The 14,845-nt window shown below is 67.0% G+C and carries 14 protein-coding genes and 2 pseudogenes; 9 read left to right on the plus strand and 7 right to left on the minus strand.

Annotated features, from left to right (window positions below):
• Nucleotides 1-797 precede the first annotated feature (797 nt).
• The 4 genes from ACWC2T_RS42840 to ACWC2T_RS42855 all read left to right on the plus strand — a co-directional run bounded on the left by ACWC2T_RS42840 (nucleotide 798) and on the right by ACWC2T_RS42855 (nucleotide 5,137).
• Nucleotides 798-1,583, plus strand: coding sequence for a transporter substrate-binding domain-containing protein (locus ACWC2T_RS42840; protein ID WP_450675709.1), 786 nt, complete (start codon nucleotides 798-800; stop codon nucleotides 1,581-1,583).
• A gap of 505 nt (nucleotides 1,584-2,088) precedes the next feature.
• On the plus strand, nucleotides 2,089-2,922 hold the full coding sequence (locus ACWC2T_RS42845) for an amino acid ABC transporter permease (RefSeq protein WP_450675710.1): 834 nt from the start codon (nucleotides 2,089-2,091) through the stop codon (nucleotides 2,920-2,922).
• Between the two features lie 58 nt (nucleotides 2,923-2,980).
• Nucleotides 2,981-3,745 (plus strand): amino acid ABC transporter ATP-binding protein, encoded by a 765-nt coding sequence (locus ACWC2T_RS42850; protein ID WP_450675711.1) that lies wholly within the window; start codon nucleotides 2,981-2,983, stop codon nucleotides 3,743-3,745.
• 63 nt (nucleotides 3,746-3,808) lie between these two features.
• On the plus strand, nucleotides 3,809-5,137 hold the full coding sequence (locus ACWC2T_RS42855; protein ID WP_450675712.1) for an NtaA/DmoA family FMN-dependent monooxygenase: 1,329 nt from the start codon (nucleotides 3,809-3,811) through the stop codon (nucleotides 5,135-5,137).
• A 43-nt stretch (nucleotides 5,138-5,180) separates the two neighbouring features.
• Here the strand turns inward: ACWC2T_RS42855 and ACWC2T_RS42860 are convergent, their stop codons facing one another.
• A complete protein-coding gene (locus ACWC2T_RS42860) occupies nucleotides 5,181-5,783 on the minus strand; it encodes a helix-turn-helix domain-containing protein (protein ID WP_450675713.1) in 603 nt (200 codons plus the stop codon).
• Nucleotides 5,784-5,944: 161 nt separating this feature from the next.
• On the opposite strand from ACWC2T_RS42860, the gene ACWC2T_RS42865 reads away from it, so the two are divergent.
• Both ACWC2T_RS42865 and ACWC2T_RS42870 read left to right on the plus strand, forming a co-directional pair.
• Nucleotides 5,945-6,508 (plus strand): flavin reductase family protein, encoded by a 564-nt coding sequence (locus ACWC2T_RS42865; protein ID WP_450675714.1) that lies wholly within the window; start codon nucleotides 5,945-5,947, stop codon nucleotides 6,506-6,508.
• Between the two features lie 421 nt (nucleotides 6,509-6,929).
• Nucleotides 6,930-7,094 (plus strand): annotated as a pseudogene (locus ACWC2T_RS42870) (VOC family protein); the annotation flags it as partial.
• Between the two features lie 206 nt (nucleotides 7,095-7,300).
• Here ACWC2T_RS42870 and ACWC2T_RS42875 read toward each other — a convergent pair.
• Together ACWC2T_RS42875 and ACWC2T_RS42880 are read right to left on the minus strand one after the other, a co-directional pair.
• Entirely contained in the window at nucleotides 7,301-8,539 is a 1,239-nt protein-coding gene (locus ACWC2T_RS42875) for an IS701 family transposase (RefSeq protein WP_450675734.1), read from the minus strand.
• Between the two features lie 146 nt (nucleotides 8,540-8,685).
• Nucleotides 8,686-9,494 (minus strand): IS5 family transposase gene (locus ACWC2T_RS42880; protein WP_450675715.1). Its coding sequence is split into 2 segments (ribosomal slippage): nucleotides 8,686-9,155 and nucleotides 9,155-9,494, totalling 810 coding nucleotides; the frame shifts between segments, so codons are not numbered across the junction.
• A 73-nt stretch (nucleotides 9,495-9,567) separates the two neighbouring features.
• Here ACWC2T_RS42880 and ACWC2T_RS42885 point away from each other — a divergent pair.
• Both ACWC2T_RS42885 and ACWC2T_RS42890 read left to right on the plus strand, forming a co-directional pair.
• On the plus strand, nucleotides 9,568-9,888 hold the full coding sequence (locus tag ACWC2T_RS42885) for a hypothetical protein (protein WP_450675716.1): 321 nt from the start codon (nucleotides 9,568-9,570) through the stop codon (nucleotides 9,886-9,888).
• Nucleotides 9,889-10,165: 277 nt separating this feature from the next.
• Nucleotides 10,166-11,009 (plus strand): annotated as a pseudogene (locus ACWC2T_RS42890) (IS5 family transposase).
• 93 nt (nucleotides 11,010-11,102) lie between these two features.
• On the opposite strand, the gene ACWC2T_RS42895 reads toward ACWC2T_RS42890, so the two are convergent.
• From ACWC2T_RS42895 to ACWC2T_RS42910, 4 genes are all read right to left on the minus strand, one after another.
• Nucleotides 11,103-11,741 (minus strand): NAD(P)-dependent oxidoreductase, encoded by a 639-nt coding sequence (locus tag ACWC2T_RS42895; RefSeq protein ID WP_450675717.1) that lies wholly within the window; start codon nucleotides 11,739-11,741, stop codon nucleotides 11,103-11,105.
• Between the two features lie 20 nt (nucleotides 11,742-11,761).
• Nucleotides 11,762-12,133, minus strand: a complete 372-nt coding sequence (locus ACWC2T_RS42900) for a DoxX family protein (protein ID WP_450675718.1) — start codon at nucleotides 12,131-12,133, stop codon at nucleotides 11,762-11,764.
• 107 nt (nucleotides 12,134-12,240) lie between these two features.
• Complete coding sequence (locus ACWC2T_RS42905; protein WP_450675719.1) at nucleotides 12,241-12,921, minus strand: SDR family NAD(P)-dependent oxidoreductase; 681 nt, start codon at nucleotides 12,919-12,921, stop codon at nucleotides 12,241-12,243.
• A gap of 29 nt (nucleotides 12,922-12,950) precedes the next feature.
• On the minus strand, nucleotides 12,951-13,889 hold the full coding sequence (locus tag ACWC2T_RS42910; RefSeq protein WP_450675720.1) for an NADP-dependent oxidoreductase: 939 nt from the start codon (nucleotides 13,887-13,889) through the stop codon (nucleotides 12,951-12,953).
• A 98-nt stretch (nucleotides 13,890-13,987) separates the two neighbouring features.
• On the opposite strand from ACWC2T_RS42910, the gene ACWC2T_RS42915 reads away from it, so the two are divergent.
• Nucleotides 13,988-14,686 (plus strand): TetR/AcrR family transcriptional regulator, encoded by a 699-nt coding sequence (locus ACWC2T_RS42915; protein ID WP_450675721.1) that lies wholly within the window; start codon nucleotides 13,988-13,990, stop codon nucleotides 14,684-14,686.
• The last annotated feature ends 159 nt before the right edge of the window (nucleotides 14,687-14,845 follow it).

Consider the following 14,845-nt stretch of genomic DNA (forward strand, 5'->3'; position numbering starts at 1 on the left):
GCGCGATCCCCGTAACTACCTGGCCTTTCTCGGCTTGGCCGCAGCCATCTGCTGCTACAAGCGACTGATGCGCCTCACCACATAGGACACGGTCTTAGCACCATGACCCAGCACCCGCCCCCGAGCACCCGCAACCACCCCGCTACCAGCAGCTATACCCACCGAAAGCGGAATCGAGCACTATATGGGTTTCCGGCTTTCGTTGGCGTTTCAGCTTGAGGTCATTGCGGTTAACTCAGTTTCCAGCGCGACGTAATGCACGGTTTACACACGCAGCGCTTGACCCATCGTGGAAACGCACCCTAGGTTGCTTCCTAAGGCACAAAAGTTGTCTAGAAGGCATCTCCAGTCGTCACCAGTCGGCACTCGACACATGAGCACGTGCTCTGGACCGGGCACAGCGCAGGTGCAAGCCAGTAGGTGAACCGACCCGGTTGTGACAACTTCCCCCCTCCCTCCCAGGAGTTCCGAGGACGGGGACCGAGGCAGCAATCGCGGAACTCCCCCGCAGCGCGAACTCGCTTTTGGGCAACACCCATTCGATCGAGTTCGCGAGCGTACAGCCGCCGCCTGCCTCCGGCACATGACTCCCGAATGGAAGTAGCGATATGAGAAATCGACGCGCCTTGCCACTCCTCGCAGGGGCGTTGGCGACCGCCCAGGCACTGCTCCTCGCCGGCTGCGGCACCGGCAACGGCGGTGACGCCGCCGGTGCGGGATCGACGGGCCCCACGAGCACCGGCACGAAGATCACCGGCGTCGGTGCTGTCACACCCAGCAGCACACTCAAAGCTCTCGTGCCCGCCTCGGTGAAGAGAACCGGGCTCCGCGCCGTCGTCTCCGCACCGTACGCACCCTTCGAGACGTTCGGTACCGACAACCGACTCGAAGGCGTCGACGTGGACTTCGCCCATGCGATAGGCGCCAAACTCGGCCTTGCCGCCAGCGTCAGCAACGTGGATTTCTCGGGTCTGATCCCGGCCATGCAGTCCCATCGCTATGACATCGCCCTTGCTGGTATGGCCGACACCGACGAGCGCCAGAAGGTTCTCAGCTTCGTCGACTACGCCCAGACCGGTGGATCCGTGCTGGTCACGGCCAAGGACAAGGGAGGTGTCGCCACCTTCACCGATGTGTGCGGACATTCAGTCGGTGTTGAGAAGGGCACGACTTACGACCAGGTTGTCCAGTACAACCAGAGGCTGTGCACCGCGGCAGGCAAGCCGCGGGTCAAGGTGGTGCAAGAGGCAACTCAGGCTTCCGCACTCCTGGCCATTCAGAGCGGTGCGATCGACGCGCTTCTCACCGGATCGATCCCGGCGGCGCTCCTGGAGAAGGGCCAGCCGGACAAGGTCACCTGGGTCCGGGATCCCAAGGCGCCGAAGGGTTACTTCGACAACGCCGCCGGGACCGGGACCTACACGGGCCTCGGTGTGGCGAAGGACGAGCAGGCCCTGTTCCAGGCCGTCTACCAGGCCGCACACGAGCTCGGCGAGGACGGTACGACGAAGAAGATCTTCGCCAAGTGGGGCATCGGCGCCAACGCCGTCGTGCCGCCGCTGAAGAACACGGGCGGCCGGTAGGAGAACGCTGTCCCGAGTCGCCCTCCCTCGAACGATTGGAACCTCACGTAGTGGACCGCGAACACCCCGGTGGCCTGTCTCCCATCGGGCCAGTGGATCCCTCCTTCATCCCTCGCTACTCCGGTATCGCAACTTTCGCCGGACTGCCCACGCTCGAAGGCGTCAGCACATACCACGTGGCCGTGATGGGGAGCGACACGGGCGTCTCATTCCGGCCCCGCGCCCGCTCCGGCCCTGCGGTGATTCGCGAGGCCAGTCGGCTCCTTGGGCCCCGCATCGTTGGAGCCGACATCGTCAAGGTCGGTCCCGCCTACGACCACGCCTCCATGAGCGCCATCGCGGCATCGCATGTGGCCTACGAATTCATCAGCCCCGTGGCGCGCCCTCCGGCGCCCCGGGGCGCGTCGAGCGGCGGTGTGACTCCATGAGTACGTTCTCTGCGCGGCCCACGAAGGAGCCCGGGGCCGGCAGCACGCCCCGCTTGACGCGTGCGCAACTGGAGACGATGCGCATTCGCCCGATCTCGCGTGCCGGGACACGTGTGACCGCGCTGGTCGCCGGCCTGATCTGCCTGCTGGCGCTCTGGTCCCTGGCCCACAACCCCGCCTTCGAGTGGACGATCGTCCGCCAGTACATGTTCAAGACGGTCACTCTCCGAGGACTCGGCGTGACCCTGTATCTGACGATCGTCAGCCTGGTCATCGGCATCGTCGGTGGCGTCGTGCTGGCAGTCATGCGGCTGTCCCGCAATCCCGTGCTGAGCGGGATCGCCATTGGATACATAGGCCTGTTCCGCAGCGTCCCGCTGCTGGTCCAGATCATCTTCTGGGGTTATCTAGGCGCCCTCTACAAGCACATCGGCCTCGGAATCCCCTTCACCAATATCACGTTCTTCTCCTATCCGACCAACGAACTGATCAGTCCGACGATGGCGGCACTGCTCGCGCTCGGCCTCAACGAGATCGCCTACGCGGCGGAAATCGTCCGCGGCGGGATCCTCGCGATCGACCACGGCCAGAGCGAAGCCGCGTACTCCCTTGGCATGCCGCCCGCGCTCACCATGCGCCGCGTTGTCCTCCCCCAAGCCATGCGCACGGTCGTGCCGGCGCTAGGCAACGAGGTCATCTCCATGGTGAAGGGAACTGCGCTCGTCTCCGTCATCGCCGGGGCAGATCTGCTCACCAACCTGCAGAACATCTACTCCCAGACGTACCAGGTCATCCCGCTGCTCACGGTCGCCTCCATCTGGTACGGCGTGCTGACCGCGCTCCTCAGCATTCCCCAGCGCTACCTGGAAAAGCGATTCGGCCGGGGGCACGAGACCGGACTCGGACGGTGAGACCGGCCCTGCAACCGATGCCGCCGTCCGCCGCCAAGTACCTCCCGAGGAGATCATCATGGCCCAACTACTGGTCGAGATCGCGGCCGTCCACAAGCAGTTCAACGGGACGGACGTGCTCAAGGACGTCTCACTGACCGTTCACAAGGGGGAGGTCACCTGTGTCATCGGCCCCAGCGGGGCGGGCAAGAGCACCTTGCTGCGGTGCGTCAACCGGCTGGAGAAATTGGACGGTGGCGCGATCTACGTCGACGGCCGGATGGTCGGATACGAGGTGCGCGGCTCACACCTTCAGGAGTTGAAGGAGCGCGCGGTCGCACCGCAGAGAGCACATATCGGCATGGTGTTCCAGCGATTCAACCTCTTCCCCCACCGGACGGTGCTGGAGAACATCATCGAGGCACCTATCCGGGTCAAAGCGGTGAAAAAGGCCGTCGCCATCGCCGAAGCGCGCGAATTGCTGGAACGAGTGGGCCTCGCACGCAAAGAAAACACGTATCCCAACCAACTGTCGGGCGGTCAGCAGCAGCGCGTGGCGATCGCCCGCGCGCTGGCGATGAAACCCTCACTCATGCTGTTCGACGAGCCGACCTCCGCCCTGGATCCCGAACTGGTCGGAGAGGTCCTCACCGTCATGAAGGATCTCGCCGACTCGGGCATGACGATGATCGTGGTGACCCACGAAATGCAGTTCGCCCGAGAAGTCGCCGACACCGTTGTGTTCATGGCGGACGGCCGCATCGTCGAGATCGGCGAACCAGGCGAGATGTTCGCCCGCCCCCGGCACCGGCGAACCGCCGACTTCCTCCAACGAGTGCTCTGAACCCTGGCCATACCCGACCGTCCGTCCACGTACGCCCGGTCACCGGAAAGATGCAGGAGAACCATGCCCAACGCCCGGTACGAGCAGATGCACTTGTTCCTGTTTGTAGCACCCGTGGGATACCAGACCGCCGCCTGGCGGCATCCACAGAGCCGCGTCGAAGACCTCTACTCCCTCGACCTGCAGGCCGACATCGCACGCCGGGCGGAGGCGGCGAAACTCCACGCGCTCTTCCTGGCCGACTGGCTGTCCTTCGGCGACACCGGCAAGAACCCCGACCTGACCGGGTACGAGCCCTTCACCACTCTCGGAGCTCTCTCCGCCGTGACCGAGAACATCGGTCTGGTGGCGACCGCCTCCACCACGTTCAATGAGCCGTTCAATCTGGCCCGTTACCTGTCCCAGCTGGACTTCCTCTCCAAGGGCCGGGTGGGATGGAACATCGTCACCTCCACGACCGGCGAGGAGAACTACACGGTCAGCCTTCCGCCGCGCGAGGAGCGGTACGCGCGAGCCGTGGAGTACATGGAGGTCGTCACCAGCCTGTGGGACGCCTGGGAGGACGACGCGGTCATCGCCGACCGGGACCGGGGTGTCTGGGCCCGCAAGGACAAGATCCACCCGCTCCACCACAAGGGCGACCACTACCGGGTCGAAGGCCCGCTCTTCCTCCCGCGGTCTCCACAAGGGTGGCCGGTACTCGTCCAGGCGGGCGCGTCGGCCTCGGGCATGGACTTTGCCGCGAGATTCGCCGAGGCGGTCTTCACCGTCAAGCCCACACTTGAATCGGCGCGGGAGTTCTACTCCGGGCTCGTCGAGCGCGCCCGGGAGCACCGTGGGACCAAGCCGCCCATCGTCCTCCCCGGCCTGATGCCGATCGTCGGCGATACCGAGGCCGAGGCCCGCGACATACACAACAGCCTCTCGGACCTCATCGACCGCGAGACCGGCATGCGCCGGCTCGCCGAACTCCTCGACGGCGCAGATCTCGCGGACCTCGACCCCCACGACCGGGTACCCGCCGAGCGCCTCACCGCGCCGGATCAGGCGGAGGCCCAGGGCGCCTCCAGCCGGTACCGCTACTTCTACAATCTCGCTGTCTCCGGAGTCACTGTCCGCGAGTTGATCCGTGAGGCGTCCAAGGCGGACGGACACGGGGTGGTCACCGGCACGCCCGTGCAGATCGCCGACCACATGGAGACCTGGTTCCACGGCGGAGCGGCCGACGGTTTCGCCGTCCTGCCGCCCACGGTCCCGACCGGCCTGCAGCGATTTCTTGACGACGTCGTGCCGATCCTGCAGGAACGGGGCAGCTTCCGGACCGACTACGTTCAGGGGACGCTGCGCGACAACCTCGGGTTGGAGCGGCCGCGGTCCCCGCACGGGCCGTAGGCCGTCGGCCGGTGTCCCAGCGGCGGGCGCGGGTCATGGCCTGTCAACGCGCCGGCGGCGGCGAAACGCTGTTCCACGCCGCCGGGGCGAGGACCCAGATCACCTCGGCGGGCAGTTCCTGGTCCGGATTGCGCCAGTTGTGAGGCTCGGCGCCGGGGAACGTGATGGCGTCGCCCGGGAGCAGCTCGAACGTCTCGTTCGCGAAGCGGACTTCGATCCGACCGCTGAGGACATGGAGCACCTCGATCTCCGAGAGCACCGTGTACAGATCGCTGCCGCTGTGGCCCCCCGGTTCCACAACAGAACGGATGAACTGGATGCGCGGCTCGTTCCGCGACGTCAGCAGGCGCTCGTCCACCCCTAGACCGCCGAGGTTGATGCGAGGACCCTGGCCGGCACGGACCACATGCAGTTCCGGCTCCCGGAACAGGCTTCCGATGTCGAGGGAGAGCACCTGGCAGATCCGCACGAGGGAGCTCACCGAGGGTGAGGTGATGTCGCGTTCGATTCGGCTCAGAAAGCTCTTGGTCAGACCTGTCACGTCAGCAAGGGCATCGATCGAAATCCCCTGTTTCTTGCGCGCCGCGCGCAGGCGCCCACCGATCCGAACGCGTTCCGTCCCAGGAGAGACAGGAAGAGGCTTCACGCATGAACTCCTAGGTCTGGGCCGTTTGAAGGCTACACCCGACGCATCCGCGCACTAGGTGGACTGAGGCATGAGGTTCAGTCCACCCCCTGCCGCAGGAGGAAGCACATTTACACATTATTCCCCACTATGCAACAAAAGTGTTCTCAGCGTACATAGTCATGGACTCGGAGTGGCATCACATGAATAAAAGGACGAGCGTCCGTCTGCCAGCTTGGGAAGTCGACCCGGCACATTCCCCGGACTTCCGTACCACCCTGGGGCGTTTCGCCTCCGGCGTCGTGGTGGTCACTGGCTTGGACAGTGAGGGGACGCCGGTGGGCATGACCTGCCAGTCCTTCACGAGCCTGTCCCTCCACCCGCCCTTGGTCTGCTTCTCGCCGAGCCGGAGCTCCACCACTTTTCCGAGGCTCCGTCAGCGCGGAAGGATCTGTATCAACGTTCTCGCGGAAGACCAGGACTGGCTTTCCGACCAGTTCGCCATGAGCGGCACGGACAAGTGGGCCGGCGTTGAGTGGGTCGCCGGCAGCAACGGCGCCCCGCAGATCGCCGATTCCGTGATGTGGTGCGACGGCACCATCACCGAGGCATACGAAGCCGGGGACCACTATCTCGCGATCGTCGCGGTTGAGGCGTTGGCTCTGCCCGAGGACTCCACAGGCCCCTTGATCTTCCATCGCGGAGCCTACCGTCGGCTCAACTCCGGACAGCACGAAACCCGATGACGTTCGGCGGGTCGGAACGATAGGGCCGCGCACCCCGGTTCCAGTGTCGTTGTCGAATCATGGCCTGGTCTACGGCCTCGCCGAAGGCGTGAGGGCTGGTATGGCGCGCTGCGGGTCGTCCTCGTATTTCGCTGCGCGCCAGACCAGTTCCAGGTCAGCCCTGCCTTGGCCGATGCACGAGCAACTCGCCGAGCGGGGCGATGTCCTCCGCCCCAAGTACGCTCGCGGGGGCGACCGGGGCGCACTGCGTCGGGCGCGCATCGCTCCCGCTCTTCTCCAGGCGATGCAGGGAGGAGCGGGGGCCCTGACCCCGGGCGGCATTCGAGCAGGTCAGCGCCCTTGGGATCTTACCGCGGTCGAGCACGCGGTCGGGTCGTCTACGACACTGACGCGCATGGCATGCCGCACCAGTGGGCTGGTCATCGGCGTCACCGACCACGACCAGGACGCCGAACTCGAGCGGCTACTGGCTCTCGGCGCCAAGACCGCCGACATGGGCCAGGCCGGCACCGAGAGCCAGCACGTCCTGGCCCACCCGAAAGGCACCGAATTCTGTCTCCTGCACACCCTGCTCCAGTCCCTCTGAGCACGCGCGTCACGGCGCCGGGCCTCCGCGTGAAGCTGCTCTTAGTACTCCAGTTGCACTTCGCTATCGCCGCTGGTCAGAGGCCGTTTTCTGAGCATACTCAGCTGACGCATCGTCATGTGGTCGAAGTTCGTGACCGGCGGTGCGGCGTTTGTAGTGACAGCGCATGGCTATCGCCTGGTGACGACGGCGCCACTGGGACCAGGTCAGTATCCGATCAATGTAGCGGCGGTGGTGGCTTGTCCTGGGGCGGCAAGTCGCCAGGAGCCTGCGGATCTCTGCCAGGCTGAGCGGGACGAGGAAAGATCCGTTTCTGCGGCCCCCTTTGCATCTTCGTCCTGCGCTGCCATGGCGGCGAGGAAGGCATGGGCGAGCATCACGAGAGTGATGTGTCGGTACCAGCCCGGGTAGCGGCGGACCTCGTACTGGTCCAGGCCGCACTCGTTCTTCGCACTCTGGAAGCAGGACTCGATCGCCCAGCGGGAACCGGCAACCCGAACCAGCTCCGCGACACTGGTGTCGGCGGGTGCATAGGCCAGGTAGTAGGCGATCTCGTCCGGGTGGGCAATGCTGCGGCGGGCGAGTACCCACCGGTGATGCGAAGGCTCGCCACCGCCGAAGAAGGGAACAGCCGGGACCTGGGCGGCTGCCCAGTCGTAAATGCGCGACCCCTTGGCTCCGTCGCCGCAGGAAAGCCGCTCCCAGGCTTCGTCGGGGGCGTCACCGATGAGTTGGTCGATGCGCCAGCAGCCGGCGAGGGACTTGACCTGCTGCGACTTCGGGACCGCGACGACGTAGCCCAGCCCGGCCTCCTCAAGCATGCGGCGGAAGTGCCAGTCCTGGCCGTAGAGAGCGTCCGCCGTCACCCAGGCGATGGGCAGGGGTGAGGCGAGCGCCCGGGCGATAAGGCTCCGGGCAAGCTCGGTCTTGGTGGCAAAGGCCCGGGCGTCGGGCACTCCTGCCGCGCGGCACCGTTCCCGGTCGGACGTCCAGGACTTCGGCAGGTACAGCTCCCGGTCCACCAAGGTCCGGCCTCGCGACGAGGTATAGGCGGCAAACACGGCGACCTGGCAGTTCTCCGTGCGTCCTGCCGTGCCGGAGTACTGCCGCTGCACGCCCGCTGAAGTGGTGCCCTTCTTGAGGAAGCCGGTCTCGTCGATGATCAGGACACCGTCGGGCGCGCCGAGGCGTTCGGCCACGTATTCCTGCAGGTCGTCGCGGACCTCGTCCGGATCCCACCGGGCCCGGTTCAGCAGGTGCTGCAAGCCGGCTGGGACGTCGTGGCCGACATATTCCGCAAGCTGCCAGCCGTTCTTCCGGCCGACAGGGCCGAGCAGCCCGCGCACGTAGTCCCGCATCCGCCGCCGCAGATCGACCCGGCCGAACCGGTGACCGACCCGCAACAGCACCTCCTCAAGCTCCGAAGCCCAGACACCAGGCCGCACATCGTCTTGCACGATCAGCACAACAGTGATCAGGGGCTGCCGGTCACGAACTTCGACCACATGACGATGCGTCAGCTGAGTATGCTCAGAAAACGGCCTCTGACCAGCGGCGATAGCGAAGTGCAACTGGAGTATTAGGGATCGTTTCAGAATGCAGCCCGGAGTCGCCGGAGGCAGATGATGCTGCAGGCGAGTTCGAGCAGGCCCTGGTGGAGGTCAGCGCGGCGTTCGTAGCGGGTGCGGAGTCGCTTGAACTGGTGCAGCCAGGCGAAGGTGCGCTCGACGACCCGCCGGACCTTTCCCAGTCCGGAACCGTGGGCGATGCCGCGTCGGGCGATCATTGGTTTGACGCCGCGCTTCCACAGCAGGCGGCGGTACTTGTCAAAGTCGTAGCCTCGGTCGGCGTACAAGCATCGGGGCCTGCGGCGTGGGCGTCCCCGCAGGCCTCGGATCGGCGGAACTGCGTCCAGCAGCGGTAGGAGCTGCGTGACGTCGTGTCGGTTACCGCCGGTGAGCGTGATGGCCAGCGGGGTACCGTGCCGGTCGACGATCACATGGTGCTTGGAGCCGTTGCGGGCGCGGTCGACGGGTGAGAGGCCGACATGATCCCCCCTTTCAGGGCCCGGACATGTGAGCCGTCGACGGCGCAGTCGTTCAGGTCCAGCAGGTTCGCTCGCCGGAGCTCGGTCAGCAGGGCGGCGTGCAGTCGGGGCCACACGCCGGCCTCGGTCCAGTCCCGCAGCCTGCGCCATGCCGTGACTCCGGAGCAGCCCACGGTCTCTGCTGGCACGTCGCGCCAAGCAACGCCGGTCCGCAGCACGTACAGCACGCCCGCGAGCGCTGTCCGGTCCGGAATACGCAGACGTCCGGGATAGCGAGGACGACGCTCGGGAACGGGCGGCAGCAGCGGCGCCACGCGTTCCCACAGGGCATCCGGGACAAGATCAGCACGCACCCGCACAGCCTGCCGACCGAGATCGCCAGGCGCAAGATCGCGGACTCACTGAAGCAATCGATAAGATCGGCCGGTGGTTTCGTTCTGGCAGAATCGACGTATCGCCGATGCCGCTTTCGCCGCGGCTTGCGCCGCAATCGGTCACGGCCCCGACGAGTGCCATGAGGAAGCTCGCGGGACAGCGTTCTGGTGGACCACCAGCCTTCCTGCGTGGCCTCACGGGGTGATCGTGTTCTGGCAGCACGGCCGCGACTGGCGGTTCATCCCCCTGGACCGCGATGAGAACCCAGTCCAGGGCGGCGCCGAACGACTCCTCTGGCCGGCCGAGCTACCACCAGACGAGGCCGCGCAGCGGGTCGCAGAACTACTTGGGGAAGGACCCCGCCTGACGTGAGGCGGCGACCGGCGCAGCAGCCATTCTGAAACGACCAGTTAGAGGTCGTTTTCACCTGTGATGCCTAGATATAGGGCGGTCCTTGGAGTGTGGGATTGCGGTGCGGAAGAGGTAGTGGGGTGTGGTCGGGGCCTGTGTGCTGGGCGGGGTGACAGGTGGGGCGGGACGTGGCTTGTTCCTGTCTCATCCCAGGACGCCCGGTCTTCCTGGCTGTGTGCTTCGGTCGCCGCTGCTGTGCGCCTGGGCGCACTCGGGTCCGCGGCGATACGCCGGAAGCATGCCGACGCGACGCCCGCATCCGAGTGATCTGTCCGATGCCCGCTGGGAGTTGATCGAGCCGGTGCTCTCGGCCTGGCGCTTCGAGCGCCGCGGCAGGGCCCTGGACTTCGGCCGGCCGCCCGAGCATGATCTGCGCGACATCATGGACGCGATCTTGTATGTGGACCGCACCGGGGTGCAGTGGCGCTATCTCCCGCACGACTTCCCGCACTGGAACACGGTCTACGGATACTTCGCCAAGTGGCAGCAGGAAGGCGTGTTCGCTCAGCTCAACGGCCTGCTCAGGCGGCTGCTGAGGGAGAAGGAGGGGCGGGACGCCGAGCCGTCGGCCTGTGTGATCGACGCCCAGAGCGTGAAGACCTCCGGCAGTGTTCATGCCTCCAGCCAGGGCGTGGACGCCGGGAAGAAGATCGTCGGGCGGAAGCGGAGCATCGTCACCGACACCATCGGTCTCCTGCTGGCCGTGCTGGTCACCGCGGCGAGCGTGCAGGACTCCGTCGCCGGCACCCGGCTCCTGGATCAGGTCGCCGCCGAACACCCCGGCATCCGCAAGATGTGGGTCGACGGCGGCTACCGCCAGCACCTCGTCCTACGGCTGGCTGATGCACCACCGCCGTCTGGCCCGCGACCACGAGACCCTGTCCGCCCGCTCCGAAGCCATGATTCACCTTGCCATGACCGACCTCATGACCCGCCGCCTCACCAGCGAGAACACCATCTCCTGGCGCGACCCGACACCACAGACCAAGCACCAGATTCCGGGACAAAACACCGGGACAAAACGACCTCTTACACAATCTTTCAGACACGCTCTGGCCCTCCACCCCCGAGCCGACGAGTAAGGGACCTTACGGAGGCGAGTGAGTACAAGGGCATCGTCGGACCAGGATGCGCTTCCTGTGCGCTCTGTGGGGATCACCGGGCCGCGGAGTGGGTCAATTGCTGATGGCGGACATGGCCCTCCGGTAGCGGGTGTCGGTGAGCTGCGAGACGAGGAACGCGGCGATGTCGGCACGGCTCATGGCGGAGCCGACATGGTCGTGACCGAGGAAGCCGGAGCGAATGCGGCCGGTGGCGGGCTTGTCGGTGGGATTGGTGATACGCGCGATGGTGTAATCGAGACCGGAAGAGGTGACGGCCTCGGTCATGCCCTTCAGCTCCGTCAGCGCGTTGGGGAACATCAGTCCGGCCAGCACAGGCAGCACCCTGTGCTTCCAGTGCGGGTTGTCCCTGGGGTCGGCCAGCGAAGGCGTGGCCAGGCCAATGAAGCGGGCCACCTTCTGCCTGTCCATGGCCTGGACGATGGTGCGGGTTCCGTCCGTCACAGGGGTGCCGGTCACGGACCGCTTCAAGGACGGGCCGAGCGCGCTGATCACCGCGTCCGCGCCGGTGAGGGCCTGCTCGACGGCGTCGTGATCGGACAACTGCCCGGAGACGGCCGTGAGATGGGGGTGCGTGAAGGCGAGCTTGGCAGGGGAGCGGACGAGGGCGGTGACCTCATGGCCGTCGTCCAGGAGCTGCTGAACGACGACGCGGCCGATGCCGCCGGTCGCGCCGAAGACAGTGATGCGCATCAGGGTGTTCCTCGCCAGGATCAGAAGCTGTACGGGCCGAAGCGTCCCCAGGCCACCAGCGCGGCAAGGATCAGCAGCACGCTGTTGAAGGCGATCGCGCCGGGTTCCTTGCGGCGTGCGTGGGTGATCGCGGCCAGCACCATCATCACGACCAGTCCAGTCGCGGCCAGCGGGGTCAGCACGGGGGTGATGCCGGTGGCGGCGGGCAGAATCAGCCCGAGGGCGGCGGCGAACTCCAAGATGCCGATGAAGCGGACGGTGCCTTGGGAAAAGTCGGCCACCCAGGGCAACTGGCCGGCCAGCTTGTCCTTGTGCTGAGTGGATTTCATGACACCGGCCATGGCGAACATGGCGGCGAGTACGGCCTGCACGATCCACAGGAAGACGTTCACGGTCGGGGTCCTTCAGGTTGGGGAGGAAAGGGGCGCCGGTGGCACGGAAGGCGAGGGGGCGGGGCAGGGAAGGGCGCAAGTGCCGCCCCCTGGTGAGCGGCCGTCTCTCAGCCGTTGAAGACGACTTCGGAGTGGTTGCGGCGTTCGTACAGGTCCCAGTACAGGGGCGCGATCCGCTCGGGCGTGGCAGTCGGGTAACCCTCCGGGCCGCCGTCGCCGATCCACACGTTGATGGCCACGTGGGCGGCGTGCACGCCGGTGCCGGCCAGCTCGTTGTGCAGGTTGATCACCCAGTTGCGCAGGGCCGCGGCGGCGGCGTTGACGTTGCCCAGCATCGGCACGGGGCTCACGGAGCCGCCGCCGGTGGTGAACAGCAGCGTCCCGGCGCCCGACTTGCGCATGGTGGGCAGTACGGCCTGGACGGCGGCGACGGCCCCGTAGAGGGTGTATTCGATCTGCGGCTGCAGGTTGTCGACCGTGACCTCCGACGGGGCGGCCAGGGTGATGCCGGGCACCGGGGAGTGCGGGGCCGGCGAGTACTCCAGTACGTCGACGCTGCCGAAGCGGTCTTTGGCCGCGTCCAGGGCGTCGGTGATCGAGGCGCGGTCCATGACGTCGGCGGGGAAAGCGACGGCCGTGATGTTTTCCTGGCCCAACTCGGCGACCAGCGTCTCCAGTTTCTCCTTGGTGCGGGCGATCAAAGCGACGTCGAAGCCGCGGCTGCCGAAAGTGCGGGCGATGGCCAGGCCCATACCGGGGCCGGCGCCAACGATGGCGAGAGTGGGCATGATCAGACTCTTCCGTGGGGCTGCTGAGGTCAGGAGCAAGTGATGGCGAGCTTGCCCAGCGCACCGGCGCCGAAGGCGGCGAACGCCTGCGGCGCCTGCTCCAGCGGATAGGAGGCGGTGACCGGCACGCGCAGCGCGCCCGAAACGGCCTGCTCGGCCAAGGCGGCCAGAGTCTGGGCGTTCGGGTCGGCCCACACCGTGTGGACGGCGACGCCCTGTTCCTCGACGGCATCCTGGGTCAGGCCGATGGTGGAGGCGATCTTGCCGCCCGGCCGCAGCAGGCCGGCGAGCTGCGCGCCGTCGCCCGCCAGGTGCAGGACCGCGTCCACGCCGTCCGGGGCGATCTTGCGGACCTGGGTCTCCAGATCGCCGGTGAAGTCCACGACGTGAATCCGCTCCTTGGTCAGGCCGGTGACGAAGGCGGCTTCCGCGCCGGGGCGGGCGGTCGCGATCACCTTTGCGCCGCGGGCGGCGGCAAGCTGGACGGCCAGGGCGCCCACTCCGCCGGTGGCGCCGGAGATCAGCACCGTCTCGCCCTCGGCCGGGGCCAGCGCGTTCAGGCTGTCCAGGGCGGCCGTCCCGGCCAGCCCCAGCGCGCCCGCGTCCTCCAGGTTCAGGCCCGCGGGGATCGGGGCGATGCCGGAAGCGGTGGGCACGGTGACGTACTGGGCCATCGACCCGGTGCCCAGGAACGGCTTCATCACGACGCCGAAGACCGCGTCTCCTACCGCGTAGCCCGCCACGCCCTCACCGAGCGCCTCGACGGTGCCCGCGAAGTCCTTGCCCAGCACGAGCGGGAAGTGGTGCTCCATCATCCCCTGCAGGTATCCGGCCGCCGTGGAGACGTCGAAACCGTTCACCGATGAGGCGGCCACCTTCACCAGCAGCTCACCGGCCTCCGGGCGGGGAGTGTCGACCTCGGTCACGGCAGGGGTTGCAGGCACGGTGTCCAGAGTTACAGCACGCATGGCGATCACCTTCACATAAGTGGAACGGGCGGCCCGTTTTCCGATGACAGCATAACAACACAACTGGGCCGGGCGTTCCACTTAGATAGGATGGAGGCATGCCCTCCTCCACAGGTCCCACTGAAACCTCAGGTCGGCAGTCCGAACCGGGACTGCGCGCCGACGCCGAACGCAACCGCGAACGCATCCTGGCCGCAGCCCGCCGCCTCTACGCCACTGAGGGGCTCGGCGTGTCCATGGCCTCGGTCGCCCGCGAGGCAGGCGTCGGCAAGGCCACCCTCTCCCGCCGCTTCGCCACCCGGGAGGCACTCATCAACGCGGTCTTCGCCGACCGCATGGACGCCTACACCTCCGCCGTCTCCGAGGCCCTCGCCGATCCCGACCCCTGGCACGGTTTCACCGGCTACATCCACGCCATATGCGCCATGCAGGCCGCCGACCGCGGCTTCGCCGACGTCCTGACCATGACCTTCCCGGCCGCCAAGGCCCTGGAAGCCCGCCGCGCCGAGGCGTACGAGGCATCCGTTCGACTCATCACCCGCGCCAAAGCCACCGGCAAGCTCCGGGATGACTTCACCCACCAGGACCTCGTCATCCTCCTCATGGCCAACGCCGGCGTCATCGCCGCCACCGGCGACGCCGCCCCCGACACCTGGCGCCGCCTCGTCGGCCAACTGCTCCGCTCCTATGCCACCCCCGACACCGACGTCCCGCCGCTCCCCGAAGCCCCCGCACCCACCGCGCTGTACCGCGCCATGGTCCGCCTCACGCGAAGCGGCCCCCACACCCCCTCCTGAAGCCACCCGCAGCCGCAGTCCGGAAAGGCGCGACGAGTGCACGGCGGTGCCGCCGCCGTACACAGCGGCACGAAGCCGAGGCGCCGGGCGCTCGCCGCCGACCCAGGCGCACCCACGGACCCACCAACGGGCCCCAATGAAGCCATCCGGCCCCCTGCT

It is taken from the genome of Streptomyces sp. NPDC001393 (assembly GCF_053597455.1).